Annotated in this window: 19 protein-coding genes; 9 read left to right on the top strand and 10 right to left on the bottom strand. The window is 71.4% G+C overall.

The window, feature by feature from the left end; all coding sequences use genetic code 11:
• Positions 1-41: 41 nt before the first annotated feature.
• Positions 42-713: a class F sortase gene (locus FSYMDG_RS30040; protein ID WP_013873198.1), complete on the top strand. Its 672-nt coding sequence runs from the start codon at positions 42-44 to the stop codon at positions 711-713.
• 217 nt (positions 714-930) lie between these two features.
• Positions 931-2,178: a hypothetical protein gene (locus tag FSYMDG_RS27170; RefSeq protein WP_013873199.1), complete on the top strand. Its 1,248-nt coding sequence runs from the start codon at positions 931-933 to the stop codon at positions 2,176-2,178.
• 64 nt (positions 2,179-2,242) lie between these two features.
• On the opposite strand, the gene valS is transcribed toward FSYMDG_RS27170, so the two are convergent.
• A complete protein-coding gene (gene valS / locus FSYMDG_RS08795) occupies positions 2,243-4,882 on the bottom strand; it encodes a valine--tRNA ligase (RefSeq protein ID WP_013873200.1) in 2,640 nt (879 codons plus the stop codon).
• 232 nt (positions 4,883-5,114) lie between these two features.
• On the opposite strand from valS, the gene FSYMDG_RS08800 reads away from it, so the two are divergent.
• Positions 5,115-6,032 (top strand): inositol monophosphatase family protein, encoded by a 918-nt coding sequence (locus FSYMDG_RS08800; protein ID WP_013873201.1) that lies wholly within the window; start codon positions 5,115-5,117, stop codon positions 6,030-6,032.
• Between the two features lie 325 nt (positions 6,033-6,357).
• Here the strand turns inward: FSYMDG_RS08800 and FSYMDG_RS08805 are convergent, their stop codons facing one another.
• The 3 genes from FSYMDG_RS08805 to FSYMDG_RS08815 all read right to left on the bottom strand — a co-directional run bounded on the left by FSYMDG_RS08805 (position 6,358) and on the right by FSYMDG_RS08815 (position 8,143).
• Entirely contained in the window at positions 6,358-6,882 is a 525-nt protein-coding gene (locus FSYMDG_RS08805) for a gamma carbonic anhydrase family protein (protein ID WP_013873202.1), read from the bottom strand.
• 352 nt (positions 6,883-7,234) lie between these two features.
• Positions 7,235-7,525 (bottom strand): DUF4235 domain-containing protein, encoded by a 291-nt coding sequence (locus FSYMDG_RS08810; RefSeq protein ID WP_013873203.1) that lies wholly within the window; start codon positions 7,523-7,525, stop codon positions 7,235-7,237.
• Between the two features lie 171 nt (positions 7,526-7,696).
• Positions 7,697-8,143, bottom strand: coding sequence for a DUF3093 domain-containing protein (locus tag FSYMDG_RS08815; RefSeq protein ID WP_013873204.1), 447 nt, complete (start codon positions 8,141-8,143; stop codon positions 7,697-7,699).
• Between the two features lie 591 nt (positions 8,144-8,734).
• Here FSYMDG_RS08815 and dut point away from each other — a divergent pair.
• From dut to FSYMDG_RS08845, 6 genes are all read left to right on the top strand, one after another.
• Entirely contained in the window at positions 8,735-9,214 is a 480-nt protein-coding gene (gene dut, locus FSYMDG_RS08820) for a dUTP diphosphatase (RefSeq protein WP_237703049.1), read from the top strand.
• 169 nt (positions 9,215-9,383) lie between these two features.
• Positions 9,384-10,142: a DUF3710 domain-containing protein gene (locus tag FSYMDG_RS08825; RefSeq protein WP_013873206.1), complete on the top strand. Its 759-nt coding sequence runs from the start codon at positions 9,384-9,386 to the stop codon at positions 10,140-10,142.
• 350 nt (positions 10,143-10,492) lie between these two features.
• Positions 10,493-11,314 carry a DUF3159 domain-containing protein gene (locus FSYMDG_RS08830; RefSeq protein ID WP_013873207.1) on the top strand — a complete coding sequence of 274 codons (822 nt, stop codon included), beginning with the start codon at positions 10,493-10,495 and terminating at the stop codon, positions 11,312-11,314.
• Positions 11,311-12,924: a class I SAM-dependent RNA methyltransferase gene (locus FSYMDG_RS08835; protein ID WP_013873208.1), complete on the top strand. Its 1,614-nt coding sequence runs from the start codon at positions 11,311-11,313 to the stop codon at positions 12,922-12,924. Before FSYMDG_RS08830 ends, FSYMDG_RS08835 begins: the two co-directional genes overlap by 4 nt.
• 279 nt (positions 12,925-13,203) lie before the next feature.
• Positions 13,204-15,138, top strand: a complete 1,935-nt coding sequence (dxs, locus tag FSYMDG_RS08840; protein ID WP_013873209.1) for a 1-deoxy-D-xylulose-5-phosphate synthase — start codon at positions 13,204-13,206, stop codon at positions 15,136-15,138.
• A gap of 870 nt (positions 15,139-16,008) precedes the next feature.
• On the top strand, positions 16,009-16,971 hold the full coding sequence (locus tag FSYMDG_RS08845; protein ID WP_013873210.1) for a lysylphosphatidylglycerol synthase domain-containing protein: 963 nt from the start codon (positions 16,009-16,011) through the stop codon (positions 16,969-16,971).
• Between the two features lie 239 nt (positions 16,972-17,210).
• Here the strand turns inward: FSYMDG_RS08845 and FSYMDG_RS08850 are convergent, their stop codons facing one another.
• From FSYMDG_RS08850 to FSYMDG_RS08875, 6 genes are all read right to left on the bottom strand, one after another.
• Positions 17,211-17,648, bottom strand: a complete 438-nt coding sequence (locus FSYMDG_RS08850; protein ID WP_013873211.1) for an SRPBCC family protein — start codon at positions 17,646-17,648, stop codon at positions 17,211-17,213.
• A gap of 225 nt (positions 17,649-17,873) precedes the next feature.
• A complete protein-coding gene (locus FSYMDG_RS08855; RefSeq protein ID WP_237703051.1) occupies positions 17,874-18,380 on the bottom strand; it encodes a pyridoxamine 5'-phosphate oxidase family protein in 507 nt (168 codons plus the stop codon).
• Positions 18,381-18,457: 77 nt separating this feature from the next.
• Positions 18,458-18,706 (bottom strand): hypothetical protein, encoded by a 249-nt coding sequence (locus tag FSYMDG_RS08860; RefSeq protein WP_013873213.1) that lies wholly within the window; start codon positions 18,704-18,706, stop codon positions 18,458-18,460.
• Between the two features lie 134 nt (positions 18,707-18,840).
• Positions 18,841-20,991: a 3-hydroxyacyl-CoA dehydrogenase NAD-binding domain-containing protein gene (locus FSYMDG_RS08865; RefSeq protein WP_013873214.1), complete on the bottom strand. Its 2,151-nt coding sequence runs from the start codon at positions 20,989-20,991 to the stop codon at positions 18,841-18,843.
• Positions 20,988-22,265, bottom strand: a complete 1,278-nt coding sequence (locus FSYMDG_RS08870; protein WP_013873215.1) for a thiolase family protein — start codon at positions 22,263-22,265, stop codon at positions 20,988-20,990. Before FSYMDG_RS08870 ends, FSYMDG_RS08865 begins: the two co-directional genes overlap by 4 nt.
• A gap of 321 nt (positions 22,266-22,586) precedes the next feature.
• Entirely contained in the window at positions 22,587-24,011 is a 1,425-nt protein-coding gene (locus FSYMDG_RS08875) for an HRDC domain-containing protein (protein ID WP_013873216.1), read from the bottom strand.
• Positions 24,012-24,222: the final 211 nt, after the last annotated feature.

Below are 24,222 nucleotides of genomic sequence, written 5' to 3' on the forward strand. Positions count from 1 at the left end.
CCATAGCCATCTGATGTCCAGGGGAAGGCGTGGAACGCGATATGGCCACGACGGGACCGAAGGTTGTCCGGCCGGCGCGATGGTTGGTTCTGGTCGGAATTCTCCTGATCGGGGTGAGCGGTCAGAAGTTTGTTTCGTCCGAATATGGGAAACTGGTCGGGGCGCCCGATGTGACAGCCACTACGGGGACCGGCGCGGGGCCGGCGCCAGCACCAGCAGTTGCGGTACCGCAGGATCCGGCTGACGGCGGGCGGCGGCAGAACAGCCCGCCGACTTTTCTGCGTATTCCGGAAGTGGGCGTGTCCGCGCCGGTCGGGTCGGTCGGTCTCAATGCGGACGGGACCCTCGAAGTGCCGACATCCTGGACCGACGTCGGTTGGTACGAATATGGGCCGCGGCCCGGCGACATCGGCGCGTCCGTACTTGTCGGGCATTATGACTCGACGACCGGGCCGGCGGTCTTCTACCATCTCGACAAGCTCAGAAAGTCGGACACGGTAGAGGTGAACCGTACGGACGGGACGACCGTGCGGTTCACGGTCGACCGTATTCAGGAAGTTGCCAAGGACGATTTTCCGGTGGCGGAGGTGTATGGCCGGTCCGATCGTCCGGAACTACGGCTGATCACTTGTGGCGGTGCTTTCGACAAGAAAACCCGCCACTATCTGAAGAATGTGATCGTGTACGCGCACGCCATCGCCGACCCGGCGTGAGTACGGCCGCTGCTCAGCGGCTCGGGAGATGCGGCGGGCACGGAAACGGGTCCACCGGCCGCCGCCGCGGCGGCCGAGGCGCGGGAGTGAGGCGCGGGAGCCCAGGGCTGGATGGCCGAGCGACGTGTACATGACACCGACGTATACGCTGCGTGAAGAGATGTATGCCATAGCGGGCGTTACCCTTCGCTGAGACAGGCGATCCCGGGGAGGGGCCATGAACGTCTCGGTGCCACCGGTTGTCCGCGCGGCTGCCGTACTCCGTGCGCTCGGTGCGATCGGTGCGATCGGTGTGATCGGTGTGATCGGTGTGATCGGTGTGATCGGCGTGATCGGTGTGATCGGCGTGATCGGTGTGATCGGCGTGACCAGTGCGGACGGGGTGCCCGGGCGCGCGTTCTCGCGCCGAACCGGGCGGGGCGCCGGGAAGAGCCCGTCCTCCCCACGGAGCAGGACCCGCGGCCCGCGGCGGCGCGGGCATGGGCGCGCGCGCGGACACGGACGTGGACTGACGTCACACGATGATCGGCGACGGGCGGCCGTTCGTCCGTGGGACCACGGGCGTGAGCCGGCGTCCCCGGCATCCCGGACGTCCTCGACGCCGCTGGCGGGTCTGCCGGCGGCGATGCTTGTGGCGGCCCTGCTGGCGCTGGCGGCCCTCACCGGATGCGCGGGCACGGACGCGGGGGCAGGGATCGCGCAGGTGTCACCTTCCGCGGGAGCATCCGTCGGAGAAGTCGGCGGCCAGCCCGGGACGACGAACCAGCCAGACAGCGGGCAGCAGGGTACCGGGCAGTCCGGCACCGGCCAGGGGGCGGCGACACCGGGTGCCGCCGCGGGCGCGGCGGACTTCCCGTACCAGCCGTTGTGGCCCTTCGCCAGCGCCGCTGACGCGCGGGCGTGGCAGACGGGCGGCGGTCCGGACGGGCATCAGCCGTGGCATCTCGACCCGGCGTCCACCGCGCTGTCCTTCGCCCGGGACTTCCTCGGCTTCACCGACATCGACCGGACACTGGTCAGCACCGTGACCGGGGAGCACGCCCGGGTGCAGGTCGGCTACGCCACCGAGGGTGAGCGTACCGGCATCGCGGCCGTCGTCCATCTCGTCCGGTTCGGTTCCGGCAGCGACGCGCCGTGGGAGGTCGTCGGTACCGACGACACCACCTTCTCGCTCACCCAGCCGGCCTACGGGGCGACCGTGACGGCGTCGCTGACGGCCGGCGGGCGGATCACCGGTGTCGATGAGAGCATCCGCGTGCAGGTACGGCCGGCGGCGGGTCCCAACGGCGGCCAGGTCGCCGGGGAGCGCTGCTGCCTGCCCGCGGGCGGGCAGAACTCAGCCTGGCGGACGACGGTGACGATCGACGCCCAGCCGGGCCAGGGCCTGGTCGTGGTCGCCTCCACGGGCGGCCATCTGCGCGGGGTGGAACGTTTCACCGTCACCGGCGTCCGTTACAAGGGCTAAGGAATAGCGCCGGCAGAGGAACCGGCGCCGGCAGGGGAACAGCGGCAACCCCGGCCGGCGGCGGTCAGCCGGCGAGGACGACGTCGACCGCCAGCTCGCCGGCGCCCCGGTCGAAGGTCAGCGCCGTGATGCTGCCGGCGCTGCGCAGGTCGGCCGCGACAGCCTCGACCAGGCCAACCAGGTCGGCGTCCCCGCTGACCCGCGCGGAGGCCACCGCCGCCTTCATCGACACCTTCGCCTCCGACTTGGCCCGCCGGATCGCCGTGAGCGCCGTGCTGACCGCCTCGAGCAGACGCGGGTCACCACTGTCAGCGATCTTGCGCAGCTCGCCGGCCTCCGGCCAGCGGGAACGGTGCACCGACCCGGGCTTCCACCACGACCAGACCTCCTCGGTGACGAAGGGCAGGAACGGCGCGAACAGCGCGAGCACCGTGGACAGGGCGATGGCCAGGGTGGCCCGCGCGGACGCCGCGCCCGGCTCGCCGAACGAGCCGTACGCGCGTCCCTTGACCAACTCGACGTAGTCGTCGCAGAACCGCCAGAAGAACGACTCGGTCAGCTCGAGCGCGCGGGTGTAGTCGTAGTTGTCCAGCGCGGTGGACGCGGAGTCCACCACCTCCGCCAGCGTCGCCAGCAGCGCCCGGTCGAGCGGCTCGCCGACGGTGCCGGCGTCCTCGACCGCGCCGAGGCCGAGGGCGAACCGGCTCGCGTTGAGCAGCTTGATGGCCAGCCGGCGTCCGATCTTCATCTGGCCGACGTCGAAGGTGGTGTCGGTGCCCGGCCGGCCGGAGGCGGCCCAGTAGCGCACCGCGTCCGACCCGTGCTGTTCGAGCAGGTCCAGCGGGGTGACGACGTTGCCCTTGGACTTTGACATCTTCTTGCGGTCCGGGTCGAGGATCCACCCGGAGATGGCCGTGTTCGTCCACGGCAGCGTGCCGAACTCGGCGTGGCTGCGCAGCACGGTGGAGAACAGCCAGGTCCGGATGATCTCGTGCGCCTGGGGGCGCAGGTCCATCGGGAACACCCGGGCGAACAGGTCGTCGTCGCTGCCCCAGCCGGCGGCGATCTGTGGGGTCAGCGAGGACGTCGCCCAGGTGTCCATCACGTCCGGGTCGGCGGCGAAACCACCGGGAACCCCGCGCTGGTCCTCACTGAAGCCGGGCGCGGTGTCACTGGACGGGTCGACCGGCAGCGCCGCGTGGTCGGGGACGATCGGCCGGTCGTAACGGGGGACACCGGCGTCGTCCAGCGGATACCAGACCGGGAACGGCACGCCGAAGAAACGCTGCCGGCTGATCAGCCAGTCGCCGGTCAGGCCGTCCACCCAGTTCTCGTACCGGACCCGCATGTGCGGGGGATACCAGTGCAGTTCACTGCCGCGGGCCCGCAGCTGCGCCCGCAGGTCCTCGTCCCGGCCGCCGTTGCGGATGTACCACTGGCGGGTCGTGACGATCTCCAGCGGCCGGTCGCCCTTCTCGTAGAACTTCACCGGATGGTTGATCGGCCGCGGGTCGCCCAGCAGCGCCCCGGCCTCGCGCAGCAGCTCCACGATCCGCTCGCGGGCGGCGTGCACGGTGCGCCCGGCCAGCTCGGCGTAGCGCGCCCGGCCCGCCGCCGAGACGATCGCCTCGGGCGGGTCGGGCAGCAGCCGGCCGTCCCGGCCGATCACCGCGCGGGTGGGCAGTTGCAGCTCACGCCACCAGGTGACGTCGGTGAGGTCACCGAAAGTACAGATCATCGCGATGCCGGACCCCTTCTCGGGGTCGGCCAGCCGGTGTGCCCGCACCGGCACCTCGACGTCGAACAGGGGAGTGCGCACCGTGGAGCCGAACAGCGGCTGGTAGCGCTCGTCGTCGGGATGGGCGACCAGGGCCACGCAGGCGGCCAGCAGCTCCGGCCGGGTGGTCTCGACGACGACGTCCCCACCGACGTTCTCGCCGTCCCCGCCGCCGTCGGCGCGGGCGAATGCCAGCGAGTGGTAGGCGCCCGGACGCTCCCGGTCCTCCAGCTCGGCCTGCGCCACCGCGGTCCGGAAGGACACGTCCCACAGGGTGGGCGCTTCCGCCAGGTACGCCTCGCCGCGTTCCAGGTTGCGCAGGAAGGCCCGCTGCGCCACCGCCCGGGAACGGGCGTCGATGGTCGCGTAGGTCATCGACCAGTCCACGGACAGGCCGAGGCGGCGCCACAGCTGCTCGTAGACCTTCTCGTCCTCGATCGTCAGCCGCTCGCACAGCTCCACGAAGTTGCGGCGGCTGACCGGGACCTGCTCCTTGCCGGTCTTGGCCGGCGGGGTGAGATCCGGGTCGTAGGGCAGCGACGGGTCACAGCGGATGCCGAAGTAGTTCTGCACCCGGCGCTCGGTCGGCAGGCCGTTGTCGTCGAACCCCATCGGGTAGAAGACCTCACGGCCGCGCATCCGCTGGTAGCGGGCGATGACGTCGGTGTGCGTGTAGGAGAAGACATGGCCTACGTGCAGGGAGCCGGAGACGGTCGGGGGCGGGGTGTCGATCGCGTACACCCGGGCCCGGTCGGCACTCCGGTCGAACCGGTAGGTCTCCTGCTCCTGCCACACGGCCGACCAGCGTGCCTCGACGCCGTCGAGGGTGGGCCGCTGGGGAACGGAGCGTCCAGGGACGGACCGGTCGGCGGCGGGCTGCTCCCGGCCGTCCGAGTCGTGCTGGTTCCTGCCTTCTTCTGTCACCACAGGTAACGATCCTACGGGTCGAACAATGTGAGCTCGGACACGGGCTTCACCAGGCCCCCTGCCTGATCCCTCTCGTCCTTCTCGGGTTCGTGCCTCCACCGATCCTCGTCCTGGCGCGGCGTCCGCGTCCTGCCCGGACGGCCACCCGCGGCGGTGGGATCGCGTCGGCAGGCAGCCGGCGGTGGCGGGCGAGCCGGGCTGGCGGGGCGTGTGGGTTGGCAGGATGTATCCCGTGCATGACACCGGCGAGGACACCGCCCCCACCGCATCGTCCGCCCCCACCGCGTCCGCCGTCGCGACCTCCGCTGCGGTACCCGAGCGCGCCCCGGCGAACCGCGCCCCGGCGGCCGGGCGGCCGCGGCCGGCGGACCTGCTCGCGCTGGCGCTCGACGTCGCCCACGAGGCCGGCGACCTGCTGCTGCGGGGCCGCAGCGGTGACGTCGTGGCCGAGACGACCAAGACGTCCCCCACCGACGTCGTCACCGCGCTCGACCGGGCCTCCGAGGAACTGGTCGCGAGTCGGCTGCGCGAGGCACGTCCAGGTGACGGCCTGCTGGGCGAGGAGGGCGCCGACGACCCAGGCACCAGCGGGGTGCGCTGGATCGTCGACCCGCTGGACGGCACCGTGAACTTCCTCTACAACCTGCCGAACTGGGCGGTGTCGATCGCGGCCGAGGTCGACGGGCAGGTGGTGGCGGGTGTCGTGCACGCGCCCGCCCTGGGCGTCACCTACACCGCGGCGCTCGGGGACGGTTCGGCCCGCAACGGTGTGCCGCTGTCCGGGTCGGCCGTCACGGACCTGGCGCACGCGCTCGTCGCGACCGGGTTCGGCTACACGGTGCAACGGCGGATCGCTCAGGTGACGGTGCTGACCCGGGTCGTCCCCCGGGTGCGTGACATCCGGCGGATGGGCGCGGCGTCGCTGGACCTCGGCGCCGCCGCGGCCGGCCTGGTGGACGCCTACTACGAGCGTGGCCTGCACCCCTGGGACCACGCCGCCGGGGCGCTGGTAGCGACCGAGGCCGGCCTGCGGGTCGGCGGTCTGCACGGCCGGCCGATCTCCAACGACCTCGTCATAGCCGCCCCACCCGCCCTGTTCGACGCCCTCCACGACCTCCTCGCCACCGACCCACCCGCCGACCGCGACTGACGTCACCCCGTCTACCCCCACCCGCCCTCTCCGACCGCATCTCTGCCCGGGCTGCCCCTCCGATGCCCGGGCCGCCCGGCCGTCCCTCCTCCGGGCCGTCCCTCCGAAATAGCGGAAGGATGTGGATCCAGCGCTGTCGCAGCAGCACCAAATTCACATCCTTGCCCGTGGGCTATCGTATGGATCATGTGAATGAGGGGACAGGTGGCTGCTGTAGCAGCCACTTTCGTACTCGATCTTTTGATCTGGGGAAGGCGGTGGGTGGGGGCGTTTGGGTGTCGGATGCGAGCTGTGATCGGCGTGGTCGCGGGTGGGTGGGTGTGGGTCAGTCGATGCGGCGGAGTTCTTCGCGGTAGCGCTTGCCGTTCGCGGTGTACATCGCGGCCCCGGCGGCGAAGGCGTTCTCCGCCACCGCGTCCGGACGGATCTTCGCGGGGACGCCGACGGCCAGCGCCCGCGGCGGCACCTGCACGTTGTTGCCGACCAGCGCCTGCGCCCCGACCAGCGCCCCCCGGCCGACCACGGCCCGGTGCAGCACGATCGAGCCGGAGCCGACCAGCGACCCGTCCTCGACGGTGCAGCCCTCCAGGTGCGCGATGTGCCCGATGACGCAGTCGTCGCCGATGATCGTGGGGAGTTCGGCGGTCGCGTGCACGACCGTGCCGTCCTGCACGGACGTGCGGGCGCCGATGTGGATCTCGCCGTAGTCGGCCCGCAGCACCGCGCCTGGCCAGATCGTCGACTCGGGGCCGATGGTCACCTTGCCGATCACGGTCGCGTCCGGGTGGACGTAGGCGGACGGGTCGATCTCGGGCACCCGGTCACCGAGCGCGTAGACAGCCACGGACATCTCCTTCGGGTCCTTCGGACGGCGTCGCGTCCCGTGGGACGGCACGCGGCAACCGGCCTTGGTGCGTCTGCCTTGGTGTGTCTCCCCGAGCGCGTCTCCCGACGGTCGCCATCTTCCCCGATGGCCGCCACCGCGGCCCACGGATCGCCGGCGGCCGTGACTTTTCAGTCGGACGTGGCCCGTGCCGACCAGAGTTCCCGCGGCTGCGGCGGGGTGGGCTGTGCTTGTGGCTGCTGTGTTTGCGACTGCTGTGTTTGGGCCCCGCTGGTGGGGGCTGCGGCAGGTGCGGCCGGCCGCCGCCTCGGCGGCTTGCGGGGTACGGCCATGGACTATTGGCTACTCCAGCTTGTGGCTACTCCAGCTCGCGGATGCCGGGCGGCAGCGATCCGGTCGCCTCCAGCCATCTGCGGGCGGCCAGCCGCTCAGCGGTGAGCTTGCCGATGCCGACCGCCACCCCGGAGGCCGCCGCCCAGCTGATCGCGTCCACCCAGGCCGTGTCGGGATGCACCGGGCTGAGTGGCGGGTCCGACTTGCGGATCTTTTTGTAGGCCAGGGTGACGGCCTTGCTCGCCACCGACCCGGCGACCGCTCCCGCCACACCTCCGACGATCTTCCAGCCGATCTTCGCTACCGATTGAGACACTGTCGTACCCCCGTCCGTGAAGATGCCCCGGCGGCCTGCACCGAGAGGATCATGATTGTTCCTCCGTCGGAGGTCCAAGGTCCGCTGGAGGCCGTCCGGCCGACGGCATCCGCTGCTGACAGCCATCCGTTACTGGCGATCGTTCACTACTGACAGCCACCCCGCTGACAGTTACCCCGGCCGGCCGCTGTCGGCGCCGGTCAGCGGGTGGCCGCGGACACCCGTCGCCGCCACGAACCTGTCAGGGTGCCGGCACGAGAGCACCCACACCTCGCCGGCCGTGCGTATCCACACGCCGGTGCGAATCCACGGCCTGGTCACGGCGTACGTTCCCGGCGCCAGCGCCGTGCGGATGTCGGAGCATGCCGCGACATCGCGCACACCGTCCCGGGGAAGCACTCGGCCGGCCGCGGCCACCGTCTGGTCGGTCACGGCCAGCCGCGCCCGACCGAGAGCCCACAGCGCGGCCTCCATCCCGACGAACATGCCGACGTAGACGGCGGCCCGGATCCACCCGGAGCCCGTGTACACGGTGAAGTAGCTTCCGAAGACGCCGGCGCAGAGCGCGGCCCAGACATGCCACAGCCGGGGCACGGCCAGCCGTTCCTCGTAGCGCATGTCGGTCAGTATCCACCGCGGCGGCCATCACTCGCGCCCGTCCGTCACCGGTCGGCCGTCGGTACCTGTCTTTTCCCGCCCGCTGGTGCCTGCCTTTCCCGCGGGGTCGCCAGCTTCACCGGTCCGCAGCCACGCGGACGCGCCCGCGCCGATCCGCCTTCCCCCGCCGTGCTGGCGTACCGCGGTGCCTGTAGCTGTGCCTGTAGCGCTATGTGTACTCGTACCGGTGCGCTGATGTATCTGCTCCGCCGTGGCCGCGCGGCGAGCCGTTCGGGCTGCGGGCAGTGTCGAGTGCTGGCGGGTGGGGTCGAACGGGGCCGGACGGAGTCGGACGGGGCGGCGCGGCGGCAGCCTCCGCCGTGGTCTCGCGCGGACAGTCATGATCGCGCGCTTTCCGGCCGGCTAGTCTTCGATGTGTCGTTACTTCGGCGTCCCGCCGCGCTCCGGCGCGTCGCCGGTGGCGGCCCGCATCCGCCAGACCACGAGGGGCTCATGACCGCGACGGACAACCTCACCACGCCTCACACCGGGGGACCTCACACCGAGGGGCCTCATACCGGGGGGCCTCAGCCCGAAGGGCCCCGCAGCGGGGTGCCGCACGCGGGGTCCCGCACCGAGGCCGGAGCCGGCCTGCTGGAGGTGCTGGTACACCGGCTCGACCCGGATCTCCCGCTGCCGGCCTACGCCCATGCCGGCGACGCCGGTGCGGACCTTGTCACGACGCGGGACGTCACGCTCCCCCCAGGGGAGCGCGCCCTGGTGGGGACCGGGGTCGCCATCGCCCTCCCCGAGGGGCACGCGGCGTTCGTGCACCCGCGCAGCGGCCTGGCGGCACGCCACGGGGTGTCCATCGTGAACGCGCCGGGTACGGTCGACGCCGGTTACCGTGGTGAGATCAAAGTCGTGCTCGTCAACACCGATCCGCGCGAGACGGTGGTGCTGCGCCGTGGTGACAGGATCGCCCAGCTCGTCATCCAGCGGGTGGAGCGGGCGGCGTTCCAGGAGGTCGCCGAGCTGCCGCCGACGGTGCGTGGCGTGGGCGGCTTCGGGTCGACCGGCGGTTTCGCCTGACCCTGACCCCGGCCCGGGATCCGCTCGCGGATCCGCAGCCGGCTCCCTCCGGCCTGGGACGGCGCCGTCGGTGCCGCCCCAGGCCGGAGGGGGACACCCGGCCATCACACACGTGAGGAGCCGATCGTGACGACAGGAAAGCTGATCGTGAGAACAGGAAGTGGCCGCGGTGTTCCGGCGAGGTCGTAGGCGTGCCGGTCGCGGCTGGCAGGATCCGCAGGAGCATCGGGACGACCGTGACGAGACCGGGTACGACTCGACGGCGGTCGATCATGACGGTCCCTACGACGCCGACGAGGCCCCGGACGACCACGTCCGCCGGCTCGATCTGGGGTCACTGCGGATTCCGGTGATCGACGGGGTCCAGGTGCAGTTCCAGGTCGACCAGGCCTCTGGGCAGTTGCTCACGGTGACGCTGACGGACGGGCAGAGCGGGATGGAGCTGTCGGCGTTCGCCGCGGCGAAGAGCGCCGGCCTGTGGGACGAGGTGCGCGTCGAGATCGTCGACTCCCTTCGCGCCGCCGCGGGGACGGCCGAGGAGACCGACGGGTTCTACGGCAGGGAGCTGCGCCTGCAACTGCCGACCGGCACACCGGGGGAGCTCATACCCGGCCGCATGGTGGGGATCGACGGCCCGCGCTGGTTCCTGCGGGTCGTGTTCACCGGTTATGCCGCGCTCGACCCGACCTCCGCCCCGCCGCTGGTCGAGGCGCTACGCCGACTGGTGGTGGTACGTGGCGACCAGGCGATGCCGCTGCGTGACCCACTGCCGCTGAAACTGCCCCGGGAGATCACCGACCCGCACGGCTCGGACGGCCAGGGCGACCCGTCCGAGCCGGGTCCGGATCCACGCGAGGTCGTCGGCGGTGTCGCGACGACGACGGGCCGGATGCCGGCCCCGGGCGTGCGGATCGCGGAAGTCGGTTGAGGATCCGCTGATGTTCACCGATGTCTGTCGAAGCCGGTTGCGGTCACCCGCGGGCAGGTCGGTCGAGGGCGCCGGAGCGTGGACGGGCGAGAGCGGACGGGCCCATGGTGGCACGGTCGTGTTTTCCCGATTTTCCCGCGCCCGGCTCCTGGGAACACCGGAGAGCGGACCCGGGCCCGGGCCCGGTTCCGCTGGCTCCCGGTGGGCTACCAGTGGGACGCGGGCACACGGGGCCGGGCTGATTCGTTTCCCGGATGTCACACCGGCGTATGTTGCGCCGATTGCGGACGGCACACACCGGGGGATGACGCACATCAGCGGATGACACGCCAGATGACACGTACCAGTGGATGGCATACCAGTGGATGACACACATCAGTGAAGGCGGTTGCCATGACGAGTTCCGACAGTCGCCCCGCGACCGCGGACCCGCGACACGCGCTGTCGCCCGGGCCGCCCACCGCCGCGTGAGCGCGCCCAGTCGCGACCGGCGTCCGTCGGCGCGTCAGCCACCGGTGTCGCTGGCCGAGGCTGTGGGCGGTGTCCGAGGGGTGGTCGACGGAGCCGTTCCCACCGCCGCCTTCGTCGCTGTCAACTCCCAGGCGGGGCTGACCGCGGGCATCGTGGTCGCGATCGCCGTCGCTCTCGCCCTCGTGGTGCTGCGGCTGGTCCGGCGGGAGCCGGTCCAGCAGGCGTTCTCCGGTCTGTTCGCGGTCGGTGTGGCCGCTTTCGTCGCGTCCCGCACGCACAGCGCCGAAGGGTTCTTCCTGCCCAGCATCGCCAAGAACGCCGTGTTCGCGGCCGTCGGCCTGCTGTCGCTGCTGGTACGCCGTCCGCTCGCCGGCTATGTGATGGCGGCATTGGATCCCCGCTACGCCAACTGGCGCCGGCATGCCGACACCCGGCGCGCCGCGGTGTGGGCGACGGGCGTCTGGATCGCGGTCTTCGCCGTCCGTTTCGCCGTCCAGGGTCTGCTCTACCTCGCCGGTGAGCCCGGCTGGCTCGGCGCGGCCAACATCGCTCTGGGCCTGCCCCTGTTCGGCGTGGCGATCCTCGCGACCTTCGCCATCGTGCGACGGCTGGCGCCGCGCCAGCCCGCCGCGGACGACGACCCTGTGGCCGACGGCGGGCCGGCCGTCGAGGGAACGGTCCTCGACGGCCCCGGGAGATGATCGAAATCGGGAGTGCGGCCGAGGACGTGATCGAGCTCGAGATCGGGCCGGTGGCACACGGCGGGAGCTGTGTGGCCCGTGACAACGGCCGGGTGGTCTTCGTCCGCCATGCTCTGCCGGGCGAGCGGGTACGGGCCAGGCTGACCGACACCTCACACGACAGGTACTGGCGGGCGGACGCCGTCGAGGTGCTGCGCGCCGCGCCGGAGCGTGTCGTCCCACCGTGCCCGCACGCCGGGGCCGGGAGGTGCGGGGGATGCGACTGGCAGCACGCCTCCCTCGCCGCGCAGCGGCGGCTGAAGGCGGCGGTGGTCCGCGAGCAGCTGCGCCGGCTGGCCGGGCTGGACCGTCCCGTCGAGGTCGAGGCGGTGAACGCCTTACCACCCGCACCATCCGCGCCAACGCCGTCCACGCCAGCACCATCCGCGCTGCCACTGGACGCGCTGCCACCGGACACGCGGTCGCCGGGTGAGGGCGAGGGTCTGGGCTGGCGGACCAGGATGCGGTACGCGCTGAGCGGGCAGGGCGAGGTCGGGCTGCGCGGTCACCGCTCGCACGAGATCGTTCCCGCCGCGGACTGCCTGATCGCCCACCCGCTGGTGCGCGCGGCGGTCGCCGGCCGAGTCCTCCCGCCGCGCGATGCCAGCGCCGCCGGTGATGCCAGCGCTGGCGGTGACGCCGGTGACGCCGGTGACTCAGACACGGCCGTCGGTAGAGCTGGCCCTCGTGCCGACCCCCGTACCGGTATCGCAGTTCAGGCCGAGTCCGTGGGCGAGATCTCCGTGGGTGAGATCGAGGTCGCCGCGAGTGTGTCGAGCGGCGTCGTCGTCATCACCAGGCTTCCGGGCACGTCCGCCGGTGCCGGAGCCGGTCCAGCCTCCGGCGTTCCGTCCGCCGCTGGCATCCCGTCCGCCGCTGGTGTCCCAGCCGCTGTCGGCGCTGACTCCGTTTCCGGCTCCACCGCTGGTGTTTCCGGCTTCGATGCTGGCGTTCCGTCCGGTCCAGGAGCTGGTTCCGAAGCCGAGAGTGAGATCGTCGAGGTGGTGCGCGGGCGTCGGTTCCGGCTTGGCCCGGGGGTGTTCTGGCAGGTGCATCCCGGCGCGCCCGAGACGCTGGTGGACGCGGTGCTCACCGGCCTGGCACCCCGCGCCGGGGAGAGAGCGCTCGATCTGTACGCCGGCGCGGGCCTGTTCGCCGCCGCGCTCGCGGAAGCCGTCGGCCCGGACGGCACGGTCGTGGCGATGGAGTCGGATCCGGCGGCGGTGGCGTCGGCCGCGCGCAGCCTCGGCGACCTGCCGCAGGTGTCGCTGCGCGGCGTCCGGGTCTCGCCGGGCTCCCTGCGCGGGCTGGCCGGCACCGGCGCCGACATCGTGGTCCTCGACCCGCCCCGGGCGGGCGCCGGGCGGGCCGTGATGCTGGCGCTGCTGGCCCTGCGCCCGCGGGCTGTCGCGTACGTGTCCTGCGATCCGGCGTCCCTTGCGCGCGACCTTGCCGTGGCAGTTACACAGGGCTATTCACTTGTCACGTTACGGGCTTTTGATCTTTTCCCGATGACCGCCCACGTGGAGTGCGTGGCGATCATGGTCGCCCCGGGCCGCGGGAGCCGGTGACGGACGGGCCCGGGATGACGGCGAGCGGACACCCTGGTAATGGGTCCGTCAGCACGGGGACACGCCGGGGAAAAACAGGGCGTGCACGCTCCGGCGTAGCCGCGGATCAGGGTAAACGACGCATCGTAAGCGCTCGCTGCCCTGGTTGGGGCCCGTTTGGGACGTGCTCACATGTCCGCTCCGTGACCGTGAATGATCCCCTGACCTGCGTAGACTGAGCGCGTCCCGGGCCGGATCCCCTCACGAAGGGGGGAGGGAGTGCACGGAGAGGAAGTGCCAGTGTCGCTTCTGTCGACCGTTCGCAATCCGCACGATCTGAAAAAACTTACAGCCGAGGACCTTCCCGCTCTGGCGGCGGAGATCCGCGACTTTCTCATCCACGCGGTGGCCCGTACCGGCGGTCATCTCGGGCCCAACCTCGGGGCCGTCGAGCTGACGCTGGCCATCCACCGGGTGTTCGACTCGCCGCACGACCGGATCCTGTGGGACACCGGTCACCAGTCGTACGTCCACAAGATCCTCACAGGCCGCGCGGACGACTTCGTGAACCTGCGTCAGCGCGGTGGCCTGTCCGGGTACCCCAGCCAGGCGGAGTCGCCGCACGACATCATCGAGAACTCCCACGCGTCCACGGCGCTGTCCTACGCCGACGGGCTGGCGCGGGCGTACGCGCTGCGCGGGGAGTCCCGCTCGGTCGTGGCGGTCGTCGGTGACGGCGCGCTGACCGGCGGCATGTGCTGGGAGGCGATGAACAACATCGCCGCCGCGGACCGCCCGGTGATCATCATTGTCAACGACAACGGGCGCTCCTACGCCCCGACGATCGGCGGGCTGGCCGACCACCTGGCCTCGCTGCGACTCGCTCCCGAGTACGAGCAGGTCCTCGACGTCGTCAAGCAGGTCCTCGGGCGCACCCCGCTGGTCGGCCCGCCGCTGTACGACGCCCTGCACGGCATCAAGCGGGGCATCAAGGACGTCATACAGCCGCAGGGCATGTTCGAGGACCTCGGCCTGAAGTACGTCGGGCCGGTGGACGGGCACGACGTCCACGCGCTGGAGACCGCGCTGCGGCGCGCCCGCGACTTCGGCGGGCCCGTCATCGTCCACTGCGTCACCCGCAAGGGCTTCGGCTACCCGGCCGCCGAACAGGACGACGCCGACTGCTTCCACGCCGTCGGAGTGATCGATCCGAGCACCGGCAAGCCCACCGCGGCCGGCGGTGGCACCAGCTGGACGAGTGTCTTCGCCGACGAGATCGTCCAGATCGGCCATGAGCGGCCGGACGTGGTCACGCTCACCGCCGCCATGCTGCAGCCGGTCGGCCTGAAGAAGTTCGCCAGCACCTTCCCGGACCGGGTGTTCGACGTGGGCATCGCCGAGCAGCACGCGGTGACCTCGGCCGCGGGCCTGGCCCTCGGCGGCATCAAGCCGGTGGTGTGCGTCTACGCGACGTTCCTCAACCGCGCGTTCGACCAGGTGCTGATGGACGTCGCCCTGCACCGGCTGCCGGTGACCTTCGTCCTGGACCGGGCCGGTGTCACCGGCGAGGACGGGCCGTCCCACAACGGCATGTGGGACATGTCCTTCCTCCAGCTCGTGCCCGGGCTGTCACTGGCCGCGCCACGGGACGCCACCACGCTGCGCGCCCAGCTACGGGAAGCGGTGGCGATCACCGACGGGCCGTCGGTGGTGCGGTTCTCCAAGGGCAAGATCAACGCGGACATCCCCGCGATCGACCGGGTCGGGACGGTCGACGTCATCTACCGCTCGCCGGAGGTCACCCCGACCCGGGAGGTGCTGCTGGTGGCCGTCGGCGCGATGGCGGCGACCTGCCTGCAGGTCGCCGAACGGGTCGCCAGCCACGGCATCGGGATCACCGTCGTCGACCCGCGGTGGGTCAAGCCGCTCGACCCGGTGCTCGTCGACCTGGCCCGGGCGCACTCGCTGGTGGTCACAGTCGAGGACAACGGCCGGGTCGGCGGGGTCGGCTCGACGCTCGCGCAGCTGCTGCGCGACGCCGACGTGGACGTTCCGCTGCGGGACTTCGGCATCCCGCAGACCTTCCTCGACCAGGGCAAGCGTGACCAGGTCATGGCCGACATCGGCCTGTCCGCCCAGGAGCTCGCCCGTCGGATCGTCGAGCTGGCCGCCAGCCGCGCCCCGGCCCTCACCACCGGCGAGGCCGAAGAGGAAACCCCCGCCGGCCAACGCTGACCCCGGTCAACCGGAAGCCGTAGGTGGAAACCGCTGCCATGACAACGGTTTCCACCTGCAACAGCGGAAGCTGTAGGTGAAAAGTGCTGTTGTAAGGACGGTTTTCACCTACAGCCTCGGCTGAATCCGGCGGTCGTCAAAGATCGGCGCGAGTTTGTCGCTGTGTACGCCCAGCGGACCAAAAACCGTACACAACGACAAACTCGCGCCGATCATGCTCCTCATGGCTGACCGCGAACGCCGTCCACGCCGTACGACCACCGCTCCGGCCACAGCGATCCGCCCGCCGTCCCGCTCGCTTGCTCGCGGCCGAGTGTGAGACTTGTGGCCGAGTGTGGGAACGGTCGCCACGGCAGCGTCCTCCACCTACGGATGGCGGGTGCCGACCACAGCCGTAGGTGGTTTCCGTCACCACGACGACGTTTTCTATCTACCGTCACACCTATAAAGATCGCTGGATATTCCCGAGGGGTTCCGTATGGAGAACAAGGGGCTTTCGGTCAGATCTGTGATGCTGGATTGATGTTCCAGTGTGATGGAAGTGATGTGAACACGCTTCTTGTGTGCCGTTGGGGACGTGCGGGGGCAGGGCTCTAGGCTGGGGCAATGCGGTGGATGCGGCCTGTCGGCGTCCGCGGTCGCCAGCCGGCGGGCCGCCCTCCCTCGGAACGGGGCTGCCATCCGGAGCCGGGCCACCAGCCAGAGGCGCACAGCCGGTCGGAGCCGGATCCCTACCAGGATGCCGGCCGCCAGCCGGAACCAGCCCGTCCCGCTGAGCCAGCCCGTCCCGCGGAGCCGGGCCGTCTTGCTGGGGAGGGACAGCCCTCGGAGGCTGGTCGGCGGCGGGACGCGCGTCGGTGGCTGGTGCGGGTGGCGTTGCTGGTGGCGGCGGGGTTGCTTGTTGTCGCTCTGGTCAGCCAGTGGAACGAGGTCCGCGCGTCGTTCGGGGAGCTGACCGCGTTCGGGCTGGTCGCCTCAGGGCTCGTCACGGTGCTGGCGGTCGGGACGACCGTGTTGTCGTGGCGGGCGCTGCTGGCATCGCTCGGCGTGGAGCTGCCGCTGCGGGCCGCATTGCGGATCTTCTTCGTCGGGCAGGTCGGCAAGTACGTTCCCGGCAGCGTGTGGCCGGTGCTAGCCCAGATGGAGCTGTCCCGGGACTACGGAGTGCCGCGTCCGAAGGCCGCGTCCGCCAGCCTGATCGTGCTGGCGCTGGCGGTCCCCTGCGGCGGGGTGGCCGCCGCGGTGACCCTGCCGTTCGTGTCGGCGGGCGCGCTGCGTCACTACGGGCTGGTGCTGCTGGCCGTCCCGATGTTCGCGGCCGTGCTGTATCCGCCGGTGCTCTCCGCGTTGCTGGCGTTCGCGTTCCGGCTGCTGCGCCGCCCACCGTTGGAACAGCAGCCCAGCGGACGCCATGTGCTGGCCGCCGCCGGCTGGCTGCTGGCGGGTTTCGTGCTCTTCGGCGTGGCGACCTGGTTGCTCGCCAGCGACCTCACGCCGTCGGTGCACGGCGTGCGTCTGCTGCTGCTGTCGGTGGGCGGGTACTCCTTCGCCTGGACGGCCGGTTTTCTCGTGCTGGTGCTGCCGGCCGGTGCGGGTGTGCGCGAGGCGGTGCTCGTCCTCACCTTGGCGCCGGCGCTCGCGGCCGGGCCGGCGACCGTCCTCGCGCTGATCATCCGCCTGTTCGCGACCGTGGCCGACCTGGTGTGGGCGGGCGTCGGCATGGCTCTACGCCCCGCCCCCACCGGCACGCCCACCGAGCGGAGCGCGCAGGCCGCGCAGGCCGGCGCGGTACTCTCACCCCCCGCGCCGAGCCATACATCCTCGGTCAGGTAGTCGACATCGAAAAGCCGGCCGGTATCTGCCGCACCCGTCTCCGTCACTCGGTTTCTGTCAGCTCTGTCGGCTCCGCCGGCGACCGGGGTGACCGAAGAACGTCCGACGGTGTTTTTCACGCCAGGCTCCGACGGGCGGGCACGTTTCCCCACCCCACGGCTTTCCCGCCCCACAGGCGGATCGTCCATACGGCGTCGGACGCGGTTTTACTGTGAGAATCTTGTTTCACTGTGAGTGTTCTACTGTGAGAACAGTCCGGCCAGCCGGTCGAGGGACTTCTCGATACCTGCCCTGTTCTTCCGGGGGAAGGGGCTGACATCGATGAGCCGCGGGATGCGCGCGGTGGACCAGTCGAAGGTTTCGGTGACCTCCGTGCGCCCGTCGGGCAGCGGCGTCAGCAGCCAGCGCCAGCGGTGCCCGAAGAAGTGCCGCCAGGCGATCAGGCGGTTCTCCTCGAACTCCACCACCGTGTTCTCGATCCGGTAGGGCACACCCATTCTCATGTCCATACCGAACTTCGACCCGAGCGTCAGCCGCCTCGCGCCTCCGGGACGCACCGCACGTACCATTCCCGAGCCGTCGATCACGGGATGCTGGGCCGGGTCGGTGAGAAGCCCGAAGATCTGCTCCGCGGTGGCGGGGATCGTCCTCGTCGCCGCAATCTCGCGTACCGCCATGCGCGCCACCTCCACAACCTGCGGTCGCCGGCTTCTCCGTGTCCGACGGACGGATGGTTTCCATGTGCTGGACGCCCCGGCACGGCGGCAACGGCGATCGACAGTCGGACGACGACTCTCCGTAGCGTCGGCGTTCGCCGATCGCCGATCGCCGACGGCCACCGAACGCCCGGCTCGGCCCATGATGGACGAAAACCGGCCGATCGGCCCCGAGTTCCCAGACCGTTATTTACGGGTCGTCCGCGTGGGTGGGCCGCCCTCCCGCCAGAAGCCGATGACGAGCTCCTCGTCGCCGACGCCGATCGTCGCGAGTTCGGTGACGTCGACCCTGAACAGGGCGAACGGCTCCGGTACGGGGATCTCCGCGGACGCGGCCCAGGCCGCCCGATAGGCGTCGAGACTTTCCTGATCGGTCACCGCCAGCGCCCGGCCGGTGATTTTCGCGTCGCCGTCGGCGACGTTCTTGTCCGTTGTCGCGTTGTGCAGGGCGCATCGCGGATCCCGCGACAGGTCGATCGCCTTGCGTGAGTCGGGCATCATGCCCAGCCACAGTTCGCCGAGGGCGAACAGCGGTTCGATCCCGCTCACCCGGGGCGAGCCGTCGCGCCGGAGAGTCGCGAGGATCGCCAGCCCGTACACCTCGAACCGCCCCCGGACCGCCGCTGCCAGCCGCGGGGCCGCGGCCTCCACCTCACTCCAGTTCGCCATGCCGACCATGCTCCCAACCACCACCGACAACTCCGCCCGGCCTGAGCAGTCAGGCGGCTGTGTCATCGACACGTGTATCAGGAGGTTTGTCCCAGGCGGCTTCAGTCGCGCGGTTGAATTTTACCGATGATCTCATCGTCCTCAAGCTCGGAACTGAGCCGCAGTGCTTTGTCGAGGTCGATGTCAAGTCGTAGCCCGAGCGATCGGGCGGGTGTCCGGCAGGGCGGAGTATCCTGACGGCGGTTCGCCAGACCGGCACGTACAAGTGTGTTCAGCGCTTCTTCGAACGACATTCCCTGTTCGCGGACCTCTTTCTGGAGGGCTGCCGCCACATCCGGATCGAGAGTCACTGTCGTCCGCACGAAAGCATCATGACAGCAGACGCCTGCTGTTGGGTATGGCGGCCTGGTCGGTGTTGGGAGGGCACCGACCAGGCCGAGCCGGGCCGGATCGGGGACGCGGGGCGTGGGGCGGGGCGAAGGGGTCAGGACAGGGTGGCCACGCCGGGTGGGGTGAAGCGGCGGCCGGTGATCTTCTCGCTGATGCCGGTGCGGTCCAGGTAGGGGGTGATGCCGCCGAGGTGGAACGGCCAGCCCGCACCGAGCAGCAGGCACAGATCGACATCGGCGGCCTCGGTGACCACGCCCTCGTCGAGCAGGGCGCGGATCTCCTCGGCGAGCGCGGCCAGGGACGCCTCCCGCACCTGTTCGCCGGTCAGCACCGGGGTGTCACCGCTGGCCGCGGATCTGATGAGCTCGGCGGCCTCGGGGTCGACCTGCTGGCCGTCGGGGCCCCACGTGTAGACGCTGGTCTTGCCGGCGGCCACCAGCCGGCCCAGGCCCTCGGTGCCGGGGAAGCGCTCCGGGTAGGCGGCGTGCAGGATCTCGGCGACGTGCAGGGCGACGGCGGGGCCGACCAGCCCGAGCAGCACCAGCGGTGACATGGGCAGGCCCAGCGGCTCGAGGGCCTGGTCGGCATCCTCCACCGGGGTGCCGTTGTCGATGGCGGCCAGCACCTCGCCCATGAACCGGGTGAGCAGGCGGTTGACGACGAACGCGGGCGTGTCCGCGGTGAGCACCGCGTTCTTCCGCAGCTTCTTCGCGACCGCGAGCGTCGTCGCGATCGCCGCGTCGTCGGTCTGCCGGCCCCGCACCGCCTCGACCAGCGGCATGATCGCCACCGGGTTGAAGAAGTGCAGCCCCGCGACCCGCTGCGGATGCCTCAGCACGGACGCCATGTCGCTGACCGACAGCGCCGAGGTGTTGGTCAGCAGCAGGGTGTCGGGGGAGACGACCGCCTCCAGTTCGGTGAACACCCGCTGTTTGACCGCCAGATCCTCGAAGACGGCCTCGATGACCAGGTCGGCGTCGGCGTACGCGTCCTTGGTCAGCGAGCCGCTCACGGTGCCGTGCAGCCGGGACGCCTTGTCCGGGGAGATCCGCTTCCTGGTCAGCAGGTTGTCGATCTCACGGTGGACGGTGGCGAGGCCGGCGTCGAGGCGGGCCTGGTCGATGTCGGTCAGCACCACCGGCACCTGAAGGCGCTGCGCGAACAGCAGCGCGAGCTGGCTGGCCATCAGCCCGGCGCCGACCACGCCGACCTTGGTCACCGGCCGGGCCAGAGCCGGGTCCGGCCCGCCGGCCGGGCGTTTCGCCCGCTTCTGCACCAGGTCGAAGGCGTAGAGGCTGGCGGTCAGCTCCTCGCTGACGGCGAGGTCGGCCAGCGCCTCGGTCTCGGCCGCGTAGCCGGTGCCCCGGTCGGCGGTCTCGGCGAGCGCGAGCAGGTCCAGCGCCCGGTAGGCGGCCGGGGCGGCGCCGTGCAGCTTGGCGTCGGCCAGCGCCCGGCCGCGGGCGACCGCGTCCGCCCAGACCTGGCCGCGCCGCACCGGCGCCCGTGCCGCCGCCGGGTCGATCTCGCCGCGGATGACGCGGGCGGCCCAGCGCAGCGCCTCCTCGAGGAAGTCCGCCGGCTCGAGCAGCACGTCGGCGAGGCCGAGGGCGAACGCCTGCGCGGCGCGCAGCATCTTGTTCTGGTTCAGCGGGTTCTCGATGGCGATGGTGACCGCGCGGTCCGCACCGACGAGGTTGGGCAGCAGTTGGGTCCCGCCCCAACCGGGCACCAGGCCGAGGAAGACCTCCGGCAGCGCCAGCGCTGTGACGTCCGATGACAGCGCACGGTAGTCACAGTGCAGCGCCACTTCCAGGCCGCCGCCCATGGCCGCGCCGTTGACCAGCGCGAACGTGGGGACCTTGCGGCCGCCGAAGCGGCCCTCACCGATCCGTCGCAACGCCGCGTGGCCGAGTTCGCCGATCGCGTGGATGCCGGCCCGGGCCGCCTCCGGGTCGCGCAGCGACGACCGGAAGGCCAGGTCGGCGCCGACGCTGAAGATGAACGGCTTGCCGGTGACGGCGATCGCCGACACGGCCGGGGTGTGCGCCTCGATCTCGTCGGCGGCGGCGAGCAGGCTGCGCAGGCCGGCCGGCCCGAAGGTCGACGGGCGGGTGTGGTCCAGGCCGTTGTCCAGGGTGACCAGCGCGAGCGGCCCGGCCACGCCCGGCAGGACCACGTAGCGGACGTGGGCCTGGGTCACCACCTCGCCGGGGAAGTCGAGGGCGGTGGCCGGCGTCCCGCTCATCGGGCTCCTCCTGTCCGTCCGGGCGTCCGCGCGGCGGTGCTGGCGGCGCTCCTGCCGCTGGTAGCGCCGGCGTTGCCGGTGAAGTGGGGGTTCTCCCAGATGGTGGTCGCGCCCATGCCGAAGCCCACGCACATGGCGGTCAGCCCGTAGCGGACGTCGGGACGGTCGGCGAAGTGGCGCGCGAGCTGGGTCATTAGCCGGACGCCGCTGGAGGCCAGCGGGTGCCCCAGCGCGATCGCCCCGCCGAAGGGGTTCACCCGCGGGTCGTCGTCGGCGATCCCGAAGTGGTCGAGGAAGGCGAGCACCTGGACGGCGAACGCCTCGTTGAGCTCGAACAGCCCGATGTCGTCGATGGACAGGCCGGTGCGGGCCAGCGCCTTCTCGGTGGAGGGGATCGGGCCGAGGCCCATCACGTGCGGTTCGACGCCGGCGAAACCGAACCCGGCCAGCCGCATCTTCGCGGTGAGCCCGAGTTCCTCGACGACCTCCCCGGCGGCGAGGATGCAGCCGGTGGCGCCGTCGTTGATGCCGGCGGCGTTGCCCGCGGTCACCCGGCCGTGCGGCCGGAACGGCGTCTTCAGGCCGGCCAGCCCTTCCAGGGTGGTGTCGGGGCGGGGTGGCTCGTCGGTGGTGACGAGCTCCCAACCGCTTTCGGTGTGGCGGGCGGCGACCGGGGCGAGGTCGGGCTGGATCAGCCCGTCGGCGTAAGCCTTGGCGACCTTCCGCTGGGAGGCCAGCGCGTAGGCGTCCGCCCGCTCCCTGGTGATCGTCGGATAGCGGTCGTGCACGTTCTCCGCGGTCTGGCCCATGACCAGCGCGGAGGTGTCGATGAGCTTCTCGGAGACGAAGCGCGGGTTGGGGTCGGCGCCCTCGCCCATGGGATGGCGGCCCATGTGCTCCACGCCGCCGGCGATCGCGACGTCGTAGGCGCCGACGGCGATCGCGGACGCGGTGGTGGTGACGGCGGTGACCGCGCCGGCGCACATCCGGTCGATGGCGTAGCCGGGCACGGACTGCGGCAGCCCGGCCAGGATGCCCGCCACCCGGCCGATGGTCAGGCCCTGGTCGCCGGTCTGGGTGGTCGCGGCGATCGCCACGTCGTCGATCCGTTCCGCCGGCAGTGCCGGGTTGCGCCGCAGCAGCTCACGGATGACCTTGACGATCAGGTCGTCCGCTCGTGTCTCGGAGTAGACCCCCTTGGCCTTGCCGAAGGGGGTTCGGACGCCGTCGACGAACACGACGTCGCGGACGGAGTCCCTGGCAGATTGGAACACTGTGCCTCCTGACCGGGGAGACCCGGCAGGTCGCTATCGAAACCGGTCCGGTCACGTTCGCGGAGCGCATGTGACGGACGGCGATCTACCGGGAGGACGGTACCGGTGCCGGCGTGACCGCCGACACGGTCAGCCTACGGCAGAAGGTTACCCATGGGTAACCCCATTCGGCCTCGATCCCGGTTCGACACCGACGCCGGCCTGGCACCAGCCCCGACCTGGCGTCGATCATGATTCGACACCGGCCCTGACCAGGCCGGCGACAGCGGCAGTCCGACAGCGATGGCTCGACAGAGCAGTCCGACAGAGCAGCCCGGACGGCTACGCGCTTCCGCCCGGGCCGTTCGTCGGTTCGGCTGCCGGCTCCGCCGCTGGCCTGGCCGCTGCTTCCGTCACCGGCTCGGCTGCTGCCACCGGTTCTGCCGCTGCCGGTTCTGCCGGCGGCTCGGCCAGGGCGTCCGCGATCGGCCCGGCGGTGAGCGTCACCTGCCAGGGCCGGGCGCCGCCGGCCCGCAGCATCCCGGCCACCAGTTCGGTGGTCACACGCCGGTCGTCGGCCGGCTGGTCGTCGACCGGCTGCTCGTCGGCCGCCGGACGCGGTGGTGACCAGGCGAGCCGGCGGGCGAGCGCCGGTTCCAGCAGGTTCTCCACCGGCATGGTCCGCTCGGCGGCGATCGCGGTGAGACGGGCGCGTACCCGGGTCAGCCGGGCGGCTGCGGCCGGGTCGCGGTCGGCCCACCGGTTCGGTGGCGGTAGGGTGTCGGCGTTCGCCGAGGCGGGCGCGGGCAGAGCGTCATCGGGCAGCCCGGTAGCCTCCCGCAGGGCGGTGAACCAGGTCCGCGCGGTGCGGCGCAGGCGCGGGCCGGAGAAGACCGGCAACCGGGTCAGGGCCTCGATGTCCGCGGGAGCGGCCAGCACCGCTTCGATGATCGCGCTGTCCGGGAGTACCCGGCCGGGCGCGATGTCGCGTTCGCGGGCGATCCGGTCCCGGGTTGTCCACATCGAGCGGACCGCGGCGAGCTGGCGTCGGTTGCGGACCCGGTGGATCCCGCTGGTGCGCCGCCACAGGCCCGGCCGTGGTTCCCGTGGGGGAGCGGCCGCGATCGCGGCGAACTCCTCCCGGGCGAAGGCCAGCTTGCCCTGCGTCTCCAACTCGGTTTCCAGGGCGTCGCGCAGTTCGACGAGCAGTTCGACGTCGAGCGCGGCGTAGCGCAGCCACGGTTCGGGTAAGGGCCGGGTGGACCAGTCGGCGGCGGAGTGCCCCTTCTCCAGGGTGAAGCCCAGCACCTTCTCGACCATGATCCCGAGTCCGACCCGCTCGTAGCCCAGCAGCCGGCCGGCCAGCTCGGTGTCGAAGAGCCGGCTCGGACGCAGGCCGACCTCGGCCAGGCAGGGCAGGTCCTGGTTGGCCGCGTGCAGAACCCATTCGGCGTCGCCGACGGCGTCCTGCACACAGGTGAGGTCGGCGAGCGCGACCGGGTCCAGAAGGTGGGTGCCCGAGCCACGGCGGCGTATCTGGACGAGGTAGGCCCGCTGGCTGTAGCGGTAGCCTGAGGCCCGTTCGGCGTCGAAGGCGACCGGGCCCGTGCCGGCGGCCAGCCGTGCCGCCGCCGCGAGCAGTGCCGTCCGGTCGACGATCACGGCGGGTATGCCCTCGGCGGGTTCCAGCAACGGGCGGGCCGCTCCCGCGCTGTTGTCCGGCCCTTGGCCGAGTTGGTGGGATGAGTCCGGAACCGTCGACGTCACGATCGGCGATGGTACGTCGCGAACAGCGTCCAAGCGTGCTGGTCGGGCACAGGGAAGCCGACCGGATCGACCAGGGACGGCGGTTTGTCCCGGATCGGGGGCCTTCTTTCACTCTGGAAAGTCATTCCGTCGCTCAATGTGTCGAGATGGTGTGGAGTCGAGATGGTGTGGAGCCGGGGTGGACGGGGCCGGCACCGGGACCGCGTCGAGC

The organism is Candidatus Protofrankia datiscae (genome assembly GCF_000177615.2).
Lineage (GTDB): Bacteria > Actinomycetota > Actinomycetes > Frankiales > Frankiaceae > Protofrankia > Protofrankia coriariae.